This window comes from Streptomyces sp. SL06 (assembly GCF_058244745.1).
This window is the reverse complement of record NZ_JBSYOT010000002.1, coordinates 5,857,561-5,869,174: the sequence shown is the minus strand read 5'-3', so window position 1 is coordinate 5,869,174 and position 11,614 is coordinate 5,857,561. Positions and strand designations below refer to the sequence as shown.

Genomic DNA, 11,614 nt, shown 5'->3' with positions numbered 1-11,614 from the left:
CCCCGGCCCTCATCAGGTCACGTCGTCGTAGCCGTTGACCCGGTCCCTGGTGGCCTGCTCGGGCAGGGCGCGGGAGGTGGTCACGGCCTCGGCCTCGCCGATGTCCTCGGGGGTGAGGTCCAGCTCGGACGCCTCGTCGTCGTCGGGCTCCAGGGCCCTGCGGCGGGCTTTGCGTCTGTCGTTGACCAGCGCGATGACGACCGCGCCGAAGTACAGGACCCAGATCGGACCGGCCAGCATCATCATGGTCAGCGGGTCCGTGCTCGGCGTGGCGACGGCCGCGAACACGGTGATACCCATGATCATTCCGCGCCACCAGCCGAGCATCCGCTTGCCGGACAGCACGCCGGTGAGGTTGAGCATCACCAGCAGCAGGGGCAGCTCGAAGGAGAGACCGAAGACGATCACCATACGGGTGACGAGGTCGAGCAGGTCGTCCAGCGGCAGCAGGTTGTCGAACGTCGTTCGGGGTGAAGTCGATCAGCACCTTCGCGGAGGTGGGCAGCACCGCGTAGGCGAAGTAGGCGCCGATCAGGAACAGCGGCGCACCGCTTGCGACGAAGGCGTAGGCGTACTTCTTCTCGTTCCTGTGCAGTCCCGGGGCGACGAACGCCCACAGCTGGTAGAGCCAGACCGGCGAGGCCAGCACGATGCCGGCGGTCAGCGACACCTTCAGGGCCAGGGTGAAGGGACCGAGCAGACCGTTGATGGTGATCTGCGCGCACGGCTGCGAGCTGTCCGACTCATTGGCCAGCTCTTCGAACGACTTCGCGCATCCGACCGACTTGAGGATCGGCTCGGTGAGGAGATTGATGATCTCCTGATAGAAGAAGGCGGCGACCACGGTGACGACGACGACGGCCAGCAGGGCCTTCGCGAGCCGGTTGCGTAGCTCACGAAGGTGCTCCCCGAGGGGCATCCGGCCCTCCGGGTCCTTCTCCTTGTTGCGGGCAGGCTTCAGCAACCCACGTTCCCATCTCGTGCGGCGGGCCGGAGGTCACCGGCCCTGCGTCAGCGCTTGGTCGTGTCCGTCGGCTCGGTGACCGGCCGGGAGCTGCTCACGTCGCCGGGGGCGGCCTGGATGGTGCGGTGTGCCGCGCCCTGCTCCGGCTGGGGCGGGTCGGCGGGGGCGGCCTCGTCGGACCTGCCCTCGCTCTTCATGGCCTTGGCCTCGCTCTTGAGGATGCGCGCCGACTTGCCGAGCGACCGCGCCATGTCCGGAAGCTTCTTCGCGCCGAACAGCAGGACGATGACGACGAGGATGAGAATGATCTCGGGAGCGCCGAGCCTTCCGAACATAAGTCTTTACCTTCTCACCGAGGCGGTTGGGTGGGGGTGCTGTCCAACCGGTCGGACACACGTCCGATCGATCGTCTTGTGCAGCGATCGTAACGCTCAGGGGTAAACGGGAGGCAATCCCCCTGCATACTCCCGTCCGCGACCGAGCCTCGTATTCCGGGCCGCGACCAGCAGCGTACCGTCAGGGGCCTGTGAGGTGACAGGGCGAAGTGCCCCAAAACGCAACTCACACGTGTCTGTCGGGCCACCCCCGAAGCCCCGCGGCGGGATCCGTCAGAGCGCGTCCGCGGCACGGGCGGCACTCCCGGCCGCGCGCTCCAGGTCCTCCGCGGCCCGGCCGATCCTGCGGGCCGAGTCCGTCACCTGGAGGCCCAGGCGCCGCGCCTCCACGAACACCTTCACGGCGAACACCGCGAGAACGGCGAGACCCAGAAAACCCACGGCAACCGCGAACATCGGCCAGAACATGACACCGAGCCTAGACGGTGGAGTGCAGCCGCAGGGTCCTGACCCCGCCGCCCGTGAGCAGTTCCACGACCCGCTCCCCGGCCGGCTTGCGGACGACGGTCCCGCAGTCGGGACAGGTGAACGAGTAGAACGTGGTGCGGCTCGTGGCACCGATGGCCAGGCGCAGGGCGCTCGCGGCCAGCTCGAAGCGGCCCCGGCAGTCCGGGCAGCCCGCCTTGAACACGACCGGTGACACGCGTCTCATGCCGGCGAACGCCGACGCCGCCGTCACACCCGGCGCACCTGTCACAACCGGCGTGCCCGTCACACCCGGGCCCAGGGGCTCGCTCACAGTCCTCGCTCCTGCCTGTCGTGCCGCCTCGCGTCCGTCCCGCCGCGCACCTCGTCCGGCTCGGTGCCGCCGTGCGTCTTTGCCGCCTCGATCCCGTCGTACGCGGCCAGCGCCTCGCGGGCCGCGTGCCGGGCGCTGTCGGCGAGCGCGGGCGGGGAGACGATCCGGCCGTCCCGCCCGAGCCGCAGCGCCAGCCGCCGCAGGTGGGCCGGGTCCGGGGTGCGCAGGGTGATGCGCAGCCCGCCGTCGTCCAGTTCCTCCGCGCTGTCGTGCGGGTAGTACTCGGCGACCCAGCGTCCGCCCGGACCGACCTCCACGACGACCTCGGGGTCCTCGGCCGCGGGCTGCACCAGCCCCTCCGACAGGTCCCGCAGCTCGACCTCGGGCGGCGCGGACGGCTCGTCCAGGATGCGGATCTCGGCGACCCGGTCGAGCCGGAAGGTGCGCCGGGCCTCGGAGCGGCGGCACCAGGCCTCCACATATGTGTGCCCCACGCTGACGAGGCGGATGGGGTCGATCTCGCGCTCGGTGAGTTCGTCCCGGGCCGGCGAGTAGTAGCGGATCCACAGCCGGCGGCGCTCGGAGATCGCCCGGTCGACGTCGGCGAAGACACCGCCCTCGGACTCGAAGGTGACCGACAGGCGGGAGCTGGCGCCGGCCGTCTCGCCGGCCGCCGTCTCCACCTTGGCGGTGGCCCGCACCAGCGCCTGCCGGTCGCTCTCGCGCAGGCCGGGCAGGGTCGCCACGGCTCGGGCGGCGACGAGCAGCGCGGTGGCCTCGTCGGCGGCGAGCCGCAGCGGCTCGGCGGCGTCCGCGCCGAGGGCGGCGGGATTGTGCCACCAGATGCGCTCGCCGTCGGTGTCGATGTCGAGCAGATCACCGCCGCGGAAGCTGGTGCCGCACATGGGCAGCACATCGAGGTCGGAGACCAGCTCGTCCTCGGTGATGCCGAAGGCCCGCGCGACATCCTCGACCCGGGCGCCGGGGCGCTCGCGCAGATACGTCACCAGGGACAGCATCCGTCGGGTCTGGTCGATGGCGTTCACTGCCCTGGCCGGTTTGCCTGCCACTGTGTTGTCCGCTCCCCCTCAGCCCTTGGCGACGGCACGCAGCCGGTCCACCACGTCCGCACGCAACTCCGCGGGCTCCAGCACCACCACGTCGGGCCCGAACTCGACCAGCCAGGCGTCCAGGCCGTGCCCGTACGGAATCTCCAACTCGTCCCAGCCGTCGCCGAGTTCCCGCACCCGGGAGGCCCTCGCCCGCAGGGGGTACCCGGCGCCGGTACGCAGCCGGATCAGGGCGGAGCGGTCGGCGGTCTCGCCGGCCCAGCTCGCGACCGTCTCCCGGACGGTGACGACATCGGGCACGGGCGCCGTGAACCGCGCGCCGCGCGAGCGCACCCGGCCCGTGATCCTGGACAGCCTGAAGACCCGCTCGGCGCCGCGGTCGCGGTCGAAGCCGGCCAGGTACCAGTGGCCGCGCCAGCACTCCAGCGCCCAGGGTTCGACGTGCCGGGGCTCGGGCTGGGCGGCGTTGGCCTTGCGGTAGTCGAAGACGACCGGCCGGCGGTCGCGGCAGGCCAGCATCAGCGGCTCGAACGCGGCCTCGTGCACGGGGATGCGCGGCTCCAGCGCGCTGTGCGCCTCGTACGGGTCAACGTCCTCGGGCAGCCCGGCCGCGCGCAGCTTCTGCAGGGCGCCGCTCGCGGCACCGGCGAGCCGGGCCTGCTGCCACACCTTGGCGGCGAGCCCGAGCGCGGCGGCCTCCTCGGCGTCCAGCGTGATGGGCGGCAGGCGGTTGCTGTCGCGGCGGGCCAGATAGCCGAACTCGCCGTCGAGGCTCTCGACGGTCTCGATGACCAGCCCGAGTTCCCGCAGGTCGTCCTTGTCGCGCTCGAACATGCGGTTGAAGGAGTCCTCGGAACCCGCCGTGCCCTGCCCCGGCCGGGAAGCCTCGACGTAGGCCTCGATGGAATCGCGCAGCTCGCGCTTGCTGAGTGGCCGCCGTGTCCCGAGCAGACACAGCGCCAGGTTCATCAGCCGCTCGGCCTTGGCAATGGCCATCGACGCCCTTCTCCCTATGGTGCTTACGACGGATGACCGTACCGCCCCGCGGGGGCGCGGCAAAAGCCGAGGGCCCACGCCCGGACAGGCATGGACCCCAGGTGACCGGCTCCGATCGGACTTCGATCAGACTCCGAGCAGATCGACCACGAAGATCAGCGTCTCGCCGGGCTTGATCGCCGGGGTGGGGCTCTGGTCGCCGTAGGCGAGGTGGGCCGGGACGGTCAGCTGGCGGCGGCCACCGACCTTCATGCCCTGCACGCCCCGGTCCCAGCCGGCGATGACCCGGCCGCCGCCCAGCGGGAAGCGGAACGGCGCGCCGCGGTTCCAGCTGGCGTCGAACTCCTCGCCGGTGCTGAAGGCGACACCCACGTAGTGCACGGTGACGGTCTGGCCGGCCTCGGCCACCGGGCCGTCGCCCTCCCAGATGTCCTTGATCTCGAGGTCCGCCGGGGGCTCGCCGCCCGGGAAGTCGACCTCGGGCTTGTCGATGCTCACGTGTTCAGCTCCTGCTTGTCTGCGGAAAGGCAACGGGCCAAGTCTTACATCCCCGAGGGGTCACATCTTCGCCAGGATGTCGACCGAGAAGACCAGGGTGGAGTCCTTCTCGATGCCGCTGCCCTGCGGCGGGTTGTCGCCGTAGCCCAGGTCGGGCGGGATGACCACGAGGACACGGCTGCCGACCTTCTTGCCGGTCAGCCCCTGCGACCACCCCTTGACGACCTGCTGGAGCGAGAACAACGTCAGCTGCTTCCTGCCGTACGTCGAGTCGAACTCCTTGCCGCCGTCCCACACCACGCCCTTGTACTGCACGAGCACGCTGTCCTCGGCCCCGACCTCGGCGCCGTCACCCTCCAGGATGTAGTCCGCCACGAGCTTCTTCGGCGCGTCGGCCTTGGGCACCTCGATGGAGGGCGCCTTGCCGTCGGTGTTGATGCCCACCTTGGGGAGCCCCGCGTCGTCCTGCGGGACCTCCTTGCCCTTGGCGGAGCTGTTGGCGTTGAAGGTGTCCTGCACGTCGACGACGAACACGAGCGTGTCGGTGCCCTTGATGCCCGCCTCCTCGTTGCCCTGCTCGCCGTAGCCCCAGGTGGGCGGCACGGCGAACTGGACGCGGCTGCCCGCCTTCTTGCCCGTGAGCGCGTACCGCCAGCCCTCGATGATGCTGCCCTGGGCGAGCTGGATGACGAGCGGGGTCTTGCGGTCGTAGGAGTTGTCGAAGACCTTCGCGCTGCTCCAGATCTGGCCCAGGTAGTTGGCCACGACGAAGTCGTTCTCGGCGACGGCCCTGCCGCCGCCGGCGATGGCCGTCTTGACCGCGAGGTCCTTGGAGGGATCGCCGCTGCCCTTGGCGACGGTCGGCTTCTCGTCGAACTTCGTCCCCGCGGTGATCGCCGGCAGCGGACCGTCGACGATCTTCGGCGGCGGGGCGGACGAGGCCGAGGCCTCGGGGCTCGCGGAGTCGTCGGCGACGCTCGAACCGGAGTCGTCGTCGTCTCCGCATGCGGCGAGCGTGACCAGTCCGGCGGGTACGGCGATAAGGAGTGAGCGTCGGCGCACGGTGGGGGCCTCGTATCGGTGTGTCGGTCGGTCCTGCCTGATGGCGTGCGCGCAACTCTACGGCGTGAGAAGGGCACCGCACGGCTAACGTACGGTGCCCGTGTGGCGTTCCGCCCCTTCGCGCGGGAACGCTTGTCTCACCTCGTCCGGGTCACATCCCGGCGATCAGCTTCTCCACCCGGTCGTCCACCGAACGGAACGGGTCCTTGCACAACACCGTGCGCTGGGCCTGGTCGTTGAGCTTGAGGTGGACCCAGTCGACGGTGAAGTCCCGGCGCTGCTCCTGGGCCCGCCGGATGAAGTCGCCGCGCAGCCGGGCCCGAGTGGTCTGCGGCGGTACGGACTTGCCCTCGAAGATCTTCAGGTCGTTGGCGACCCGGGCGGCCTGGCCCTTCTTCTCGAGCAGGTAGTACAGGCCACGACGACGGTGGATGTCGTGGTAGGCGAGGTCTATCTGCGCGACCCGCGGGTGCGACATGGTCATGTTGTGCTTGGCCCGGTACCGCTCGATGAGCTTGTACTTCATGACCCAGTCGATCTCGGTGTCGATGCGGTCGAGGTCCTCGGCCTCGATGGCGTCGAGCGTGCGCCCCCACAGCTCCAGGACCCGCTCCACCGTCCCGGTGCGGATACCGCGGCGCTCGCAGAAGTCCACGGCCTTCTCGAAGTACTCCCGCTGCACCTCGAGGGCGGAGGCCTCCCGGCCGCTGGCCAGGCGCACCTTGCGGCGCCCGGTGATGTCGTGACTGACCTCGCGGATGGCCCGGATCGGGTTCTCCAGGGTGAGGTCGCGCATCACCGTGCCCGCCTCGATCATGCGCAGCACCAGGTCGGTGGCGCCGACCTTGAGCAGCATGGTCGTCTCGGACATGTTGGAGTCGCCCACGATGACGTGCAGGCGCCGGTAGCGCTCGGCGTCGGCGTGCGGCTCGTCGCGGGTGTTGATGATGGGCCGGGACCGGGTGGTCGCGGAGGACACGCCCTCCCAGATGTGCTCGGCGCGCTGACTGACGCAGTACACGGCACCGCGCGGGGTCTGGAGCACCTTGCCGGCGCCGCAGAGCAGCTGCCGGGTCACCAGGAACGGGATGAGAATGTCCGCGAGCCGTGAGAACTCCCCGTGCCGCGCCACCAGATAGTTCTCGTGGCAGCCGTAGGAGTTTCCGGCGGAGTCGGTGTTGTTCTTGAAGAGGTAGACGTTGCCCGCGATTCCCTCCTCGTGCAGGCGTCGTTCGGCGTCCACCAGGAGTCCTTCGAGAATGCGCTCGCCCGCCTTGTCGTGGGTGACGAGTTCGATCACATTGTCACATTCGGGTGTGGCGTATTCCGGATGTGATCCCACGTCGAGATAGAGGCGGGCCCCGTTGCGCAGAAAGACATTGCTGCTGCGGCCCCATGACACGACACGGCGGAAGAGGTACCGCGCCACCTCGTCAGGCGACAGGCGGCGCTGTCCCCTGAACGTGCACGTGACGCCGTACTCGTTCTCCAGCCCGAAAATGCGGCGGTCCATGACTGAACATTACGCCTGATGACCCGAACTGAAACGGGGTTCGACGGCACGGTTTGGATCATTTTCCGGTGAAGCCGCAACGACCGCCTCCCGCGCGGGAGCTGCGAGGACCCGTCCCGTGCACATCAGTACGAGCAGGGACACGGCCCCGGCCGCCCCGGGCACGGCGAAGCCCCACAGCACCCCGCCGTGCTCCACGACGGGCCCCGCGAGGCCCGTGCCCAGCGAGGCGCCCACGGTGAACGTCGTCACGAGCCAGGAGAACGCCTCCGTCACCGTGCCGCGCGGCGCGTGCAGATCGACGAGGACGAACGCGCACGCGATGCACGGCGCGAGGAAGACACCCGCGACCACCGCGAGCAGCACCATGGCCACCGCGCCCGGCATCAGCATCAGCGGCAGGTAACAGACCGCCAGCAGCGCCACCAGCACGCGCAGTCGCCGAGCGGGCTCACCGGCCCACTGCCGCGCCCCGTAGACGCTCCCGCCGATCAGCGCGCCGAGCCCCAGGGCGGCCATCAGCCACCCGTAGACGGCGTCACCGCCGTGCTCATCGGCGTACGGCACGGAGGCGACGGTGATGGACCCGAGCGCCGTCCCGACGAACAGGAACGCGCCCAGCAGCGCCAGCAGCCCCGACGAACGCAGCGCCCCCAGCCAGTGCGCCTCGCGCGGCGCCGACCGCCACGCGCGCGAGGGCGGCGAGACCACGACGGACAGGGCACCGAGCACACCCACCGCGTTCAGCGCGAGCAGCGCGACCAGCGGCGACCACAGGGACACGCACACCGTCACGAGCAGCGGTCCGACGGTGAACATGACCTCCTGCGCCACGGCGTCCATGGCGTAGGCCGTGTGCACCCGCCCCTCCTCGCCGAGCACACTCGGCCACAGCGCCCGCAGCCCGCCCTCCAGCGGCGGTGTGAACAGCCCTCCGGCGCCCACGGCCACGTACGCGAGCACGGCCGTCCCGGTTCCTGCGAAGGCGAACGCGGCCATGGCCAGCCCCGACAGCACGGCCGCCGGCAACTGCACCCGCGGCTGCCCGCGCAGGTCCACGAGCCGCCCCAGCACCGGCTGGCCCACGGCGTTGGCGACGCCGTACACGGCGGCCAGCGCCCCCGCCAGGCTGTACGAGCCGCCCTCGGACCGTACGAACAGCACGATCGCGATCGCCGCGGTGGCGTTGGGCAGCCGCCCCACCAGCGTGCCGGCGAGCAGCCGTACCGCGTGCCGCGCCCGGAGAACCTCCAGATACCCGGCGACCACGACGCACCTCCTTCTGCCACGTGTTACGTATAACTACCGTGGCCATACGTACCATGTCGCCTGTTCACGAGTCCAGACGAAAGCGCAGGCGAACGGTGGCACGAGGCAGCACCCGCCCCACGAGCCGGGACGTCGCCCGCGCCGCCGGCGTGTCCCAGGCAGCGGTGTCCCTGGTCCTCGGCGACAAGTGGCGCGGCCGGGTGTCGGAGTCCACGGCCCAGCGGGTCCGCGAGGCCGCGCACGACCTCGGCTACCGCCCCAACCTGGCCGCGCGCAACCTGCGCCTGGGCCGCACCCGCACGATCCTGCTGGTCGTCCCCGCGCTCACCACGGAGTTCTTCGCGGAGGTGTACACGGGCGCCGCCCGGGTCGCCGCCGAGCACGGCTTCGGGGTGGTCCTCTACCCCTCCCCCGAGGGCGTGGGCCCGGCCCGGGACCCCTTCGCCTCCGCGCAGGCGGCCCTGGACGGCGTGCTCGCCTCCTCCATGGCCGCCGAGGCGCTGACCGCGATCCGGGGCGACCAGCTCCCCCTGGTCATGCTGGACAGCGACCCGGAGGGCAGCCTGGGCGCCGCGACGGTCAATCTGGACATCGCCGACGGCATACGCCAGGTCACGGAACACCTGCTGTCCCTGGGCCACCGCCGCTTTCTCCACCTCGCGGCGGACGTCCCGTCCTGGACCTTCGAGGTGCGCGCCCGCGAACTGGCGACACGGCTGGCCGCCGTCCCCGGCACCGACCTGCGCACGATCCGCGCCCCCATCTCGATCGAGGGCGCCCGCACCGCCGCGGAGGCCGCGCTCACCGCCCCGGGCCCGCGGCCGACGGCACTGGTCTGCGACGACGACAAACTGGCGGCCGGCGCCTACAAGGCGGCCCGCCGGGTGGGCCTGCGCATCCCCGACGACCTCTCGGTCACGGGCCTGGACGACCTGGGCCTGGCCACGGCCATCGACCCCGAACTGACGACCGTCCGCCTGGACGCGGAACTCTTCGGCGAACGCGGCATGCACGCCCTACTGGCAGTCATGGAAGGCCGCCCCGTGGAAGAGGGCGACATCCCGGTGACCCTGATGACCCGAGCCTCCACAGCCCACCCACGCCAAGAACCGAACCGGTAGCCGCGTACGGCGAGGAGGGGGCGGAACGGGGGCGTCCGCCCGCAGCGGTTGGCGCGTCAACACCCCGCACCCTCACAAGTGACCGATTCCCCGCCGTTCCGGGGACGGACACCCCCCGGCACGCCCCCGACCCCCACACAACCGAACGCGCGCCCAAGCCCCCACCGAACCCGAACAGGCCGCCGCAGGCACCCGCCACCCACGACGGCCGCACCCCTACTCCTCGGCATCACCCGAATCGCCACCGGTGTCCGCGTCCGCGTCGTCGAGGGACACATCGCCACCCCCCGCCTCCAACAACCGCGACAACTGCGACCCCACGATCCGCTTGAACTTCCGCTTCTGCGGCCGCGTACGGTCCAGCACGGCGACCTCCAGCCGCTCCGCCGGAATCTCCCGCTCGCTGCCGTTCGTGTCGCGGGACAGCGCCTGCACCGCCAGCTTCAGCGCCTCGGCCAGCGTCATGCCGTCCCGGTGCCGCTGGTCCAGGTACCCGCTGATCTGCTCCGCGTTACCACCGACCGCGACCGAGCCGTGCTCGTCCACGATCGAGCCGTCGTGCGGCAGCCGGTAGATCTGATCGCCGTCGGGACTCTCCCCCACCTCGGCGACGACCAGCTCCACCTCGTACGGCTTCTCGGCCGAGCTGGAGAAGATCGTGCCCAGCGTCTGGGCGTAGACGTTGGCCAGCCCCCGGGCCGTCACGTCGTCCCTGTCGTAGGTGTAGCCACGCAGGTCGGCGTAGCGCACTCCGCCGATCCGCAGGTTCTCGTACTCGTTGTACTTGCCGGCGGCGGCGAAGCCGATCCGGTCGTAGATCTCGCTGAACTTGTGCAGCGCACGGGACGGGTTCTCGCCGACGAACACGATGCCGTCGGCATACTGCAGCACGACCAGGCTGCGGCCACGGGCGATGCCCTTGCGGGCGTACTCCGCCCGGTCGGCCATGGCCTGCTGGGGTGAGACATAGAACGGCGTCGACACCGGTTATCCGTCCCTTTCTGTGGAAGTCACTGGACCACCTGCCCTCAACACAACAAACGCGACCGCGACCGCTACAGCAGCGCGGCCCGAGGCCCGTCGGGCTGCTCCAGCCGCCGCTCCAGGACCGAACGGGCGAGCTGCGAGGACTCGTCCTCGGCCAGTCGGCGGAAGCCGTCCGCGGTGATCACAGTGATGATCGGGTAGATCCGGCGCGCGACATCGGGACCACCGGTCGCCGAGTCGTCGTCCGCCGCGTCGTACAACGCCTGAACCACGAGCGTCGTGGCCTGCTCCTCGGTGAGATCCTCACGGAAGAGCTTCTTCATCGCACCGCGCGCGAAGATCGATCCCGACCCCGTGCTCGCGAAGTGCCGCTCCTCGGACCGCCCGCCCGTCACGTCGTACGAGAAGATGCGGCCCCGGTCGCGGTCCACGTCGTACCCGGCGAAGAGCGGCACCACGGCGAGCCCCTGCATGGCCATGGCCAGGTTGGACCGGATCATGGTGGACAGGCGGTTCGCCTTGCCCTCCAGGGAAAGCTGGGCGCCCTCGACCTTCTCGAAGTGCTCCAGCTCCAGCTGGAACAGCTTCACCATCTCCACGGCCAGACCCGCCGTACCGGCGATGCCCACCGCCGAGTACTCGTCGGCGGGGAACACCTTCTCGATGTCCCGCTGCGCGATCATGTTGCCCATGGTGGCCCGCCGGTCACCGGCGAGGACGACACCGCCGGGGAACGTGACCGCCACGATCGTGGTGCCGTGCGGCGCCTCGACCACGCCCTGCACCGGCGGCAGCTGCCGGTTTCCCGGGAGCAGCTCGGGCTGGTGCTCACCGAGGAAGTCCATGAACGAAGAGGACCCGGGCGTCAGGAAGGCAGCCGGCAGACGCCCGGTGCTACGAGTGTTGGCTTCCACGCGATTCCTTCCACGTATGCGACAGCTGTGTCACGGACCCTACCCGCCCCACGGCGGTGATCCACATACTCGGCGGGAACCACGGG

General features: G+C 70.6%; 12 protein-coding genes and 2 pseudogenes. 1 reads left to right on the top strand and 13 read right to left on the bottom strand.

From position 1 onward, the window contains the following. Positions 1 to 12: 12 nt before the first annotated feature. The 10 genes and pseudogenes from tatC to AC4IHM_RS26875 all read right to left on the bottom strand — a co-directional run bounded on the left by tatC (position 13) and on the right by AC4IHM_RS26875 (position 8,506). A pseudogene (tatC, locus tag AC4IHM_RS26920) lies at positions 13 to 964 on the bottom strand (twin-arginine translocase subunit TatC). A gap of 47 nt (positions 965 to 1,011) precedes the next feature. After that, positions 1,012 to 1,299, bottom strand: coding sequence for a Sec-independent protein translocase subunit TatA (gene tatA, locus AC4IHM_RS26915; protein WP_490869570.1), 288 nt, complete (start codon positions 1,297 to 1,299; stop codon positions 1,012 to 1,014). Positions 1,300 to 1,572: 273 nt separating this feature from the next. Then, positions 1,573 to 1,767, bottom strand: a complete 195-nt coding sequence (locus AC4IHM_RS26910; protein ID WP_490869569.1) for a hypothetical protein — start codon at positions 1,765 to 1,767, stop codon at positions 1,573 to 1,575. Between the two features lie 10 nt (positions 1,768 to 1,777). Continuing rightward, complete coding sequence (locus AC4IHM_RS26905) at positions 1,778 to 2,098, bottom strand: hypothetical protein (protein ID WP_490869568.1); 321 nt, start codon at positions 2,096 to 2,098, stop codon at positions 1,778 to 1,780. After that, positions 2,095 to 3,168 carry a helix-turn-helix transcriptional regulator gene (locus tag AC4IHM_RS26900; protein WP_490869567.1) on the bottom strand — a complete coding sequence of 358 codons (1,074 nt, stop codon included), beginning with the start codon at positions 3,166 to 3,168 and terminating at the stop codon, positions 2,095 to 2,097. Before AC4IHM_RS26900 ends, AC4IHM_RS26905 begins: the two co-directional genes overlap by 4 nt. Positions 3,169 to 3,186: 18 nt before the next feature. Then, positions 3,187 to 4,164 carry a helix-turn-helix transcriptional regulator gene (locus tag AC4IHM_RS26895; RefSeq protein WP_490869566.1) on the bottom strand — a complete coding sequence of 326 codons (978 nt, stop codon included), beginning with the start codon at positions 4,162 to 4,164 and terminating at the stop codon, positions 3,187 to 3,189. Between the two features lie 126 nt (positions 4,165 to 4,290). Next, a complete protein-coding gene (locus AC4IHM_RS26890) occupies positions 4,291 to 4,662 on the bottom strand; it encodes an FKBP-type peptidyl-prolyl cis-trans isomerase (RefSeq protein ID WP_217170754.1) in 372 nt (123 codons plus the stop codon). A 60-nt stretch (positions 4,663 to 4,722) separates the two neighbouring features. Continuing rightward, positions 4,723 to 5,724, bottom strand: a complete 1,002-nt coding sequence (locus AC4IHM_RS26885; protein WP_490869565.1) for an FKBP-type peptidyl-prolyl cis-trans isomerase — start codon at positions 5,722 to 5,724, stop codon at positions 4,723 to 4,725. A 151-nt stretch (positions 5,725 to 5,875) separates the two neighbouring features. Next, positions 5,876 to 7,237, bottom strand: a complete 1,362-nt coding sequence (gene pafA, locus AC4IHM_RS26880) for a Pup--protein ligase (RefSeq protein WP_490869564.1) — start codon at positions 7,235 to 7,237, stop codon at positions 5,876 to 5,878. Positions 7,238 to 7,246: 9 nt separating this feature from the next. After that, positions 7,247 to 8,506: an MFS transporter gene (locus AC4IHM_RS26875; protein ID WP_490869563.1), complete on the bottom strand. Its 1,260-nt coding sequence runs from the start codon at positions 8,504 to 8,506 to the stop codon at positions 7,247 to 7,249. A gap of 95 nt (positions 8,507 to 8,601) precedes the next feature. Between AC4IHM_RS26875 and AC4IHM_RS26870 the strand changes: the two genes are divergently transcribed. After that, on the top strand, positions 8,602 to 9,627 hold the full coding sequence (locus AC4IHM_RS26870; protein WP_490869562.1) for a LacI family DNA-binding transcriptional regulator: 1,026 nt from the start codon (positions 8,602 to 8,604) through the stop codon (positions 9,625 to 9,627). 216 nt (positions 9,628 to 9,843) lie between these two features. Here the strand turns inward: AC4IHM_RS26870 and prcA are convergent, their stop codons facing one another. The 3 genes and pseudogenes from prcA to AC4IHM_RS26855 all read right to left on the bottom strand — a co-directional run. Then, entirely contained in the window at positions 9,844 to 10,611 is a 768-nt protein-coding gene (gene prcA / locus AC4IHM_RS26865; protein WP_490869561.1) for a proteasome subunit alpha, read from the bottom strand. A gap of 71 nt (positions 10,612 to 10,682) precedes the next feature. Next, a complete protein-coding gene (gene prcB, locus AC4IHM_RS26860; RefSeq protein WP_490869560.1) occupies positions 10,683 to 11,528 on the bottom strand; it encodes a proteasome subunit beta in 846 nt (281 codons plus the stop codon). After that, positions 11,480 to 11,605: pseudogene (locus AC4IHM_RS26855) on the bottom strand (endonuclease VII domain-containing protein); the annotation flags it as partial. The pseudogene AC4IHM_RS26855 and the gene prcB, both read right to left, overlap by 49 nt. Positions 11,606 to 11,614 lie beyond the last annotated feature (9 nt).

Excerpts from the sequence above, each read along its gene's own strand:
- pafA (WP_490869564.1), bottom strand. The coding sequence starts at position 7,237 with ATGGACCGCCGCATTTTCGGGCTGGAGAACGAGTACGGCGTCACGTGC.
- AC4IHM_RS26910 (WP_490869569.1), bottom strand. The coding sequence starts at position 1,767 with ATGTTCTGGCCGATGTTCGCGGTTGCCGTGGGTTTTCTGGGTCTCGCC.
- AC4IHM_RS26895 (WP_490869566.1), bottom strand. The coding sequence starts at position 4,164 with ATGGCCATTGCCAAGGCCGAGCGGCTGATGAACCTGGCGCTGTGTCTG.
- tatA (WP_490869570.1), bottom strand. The coding sequence starts at position 1,299 with ATGTTCGGAAGGCTCGGCGCTCCCGAGATCATTCTCATCCTCGTCGTC.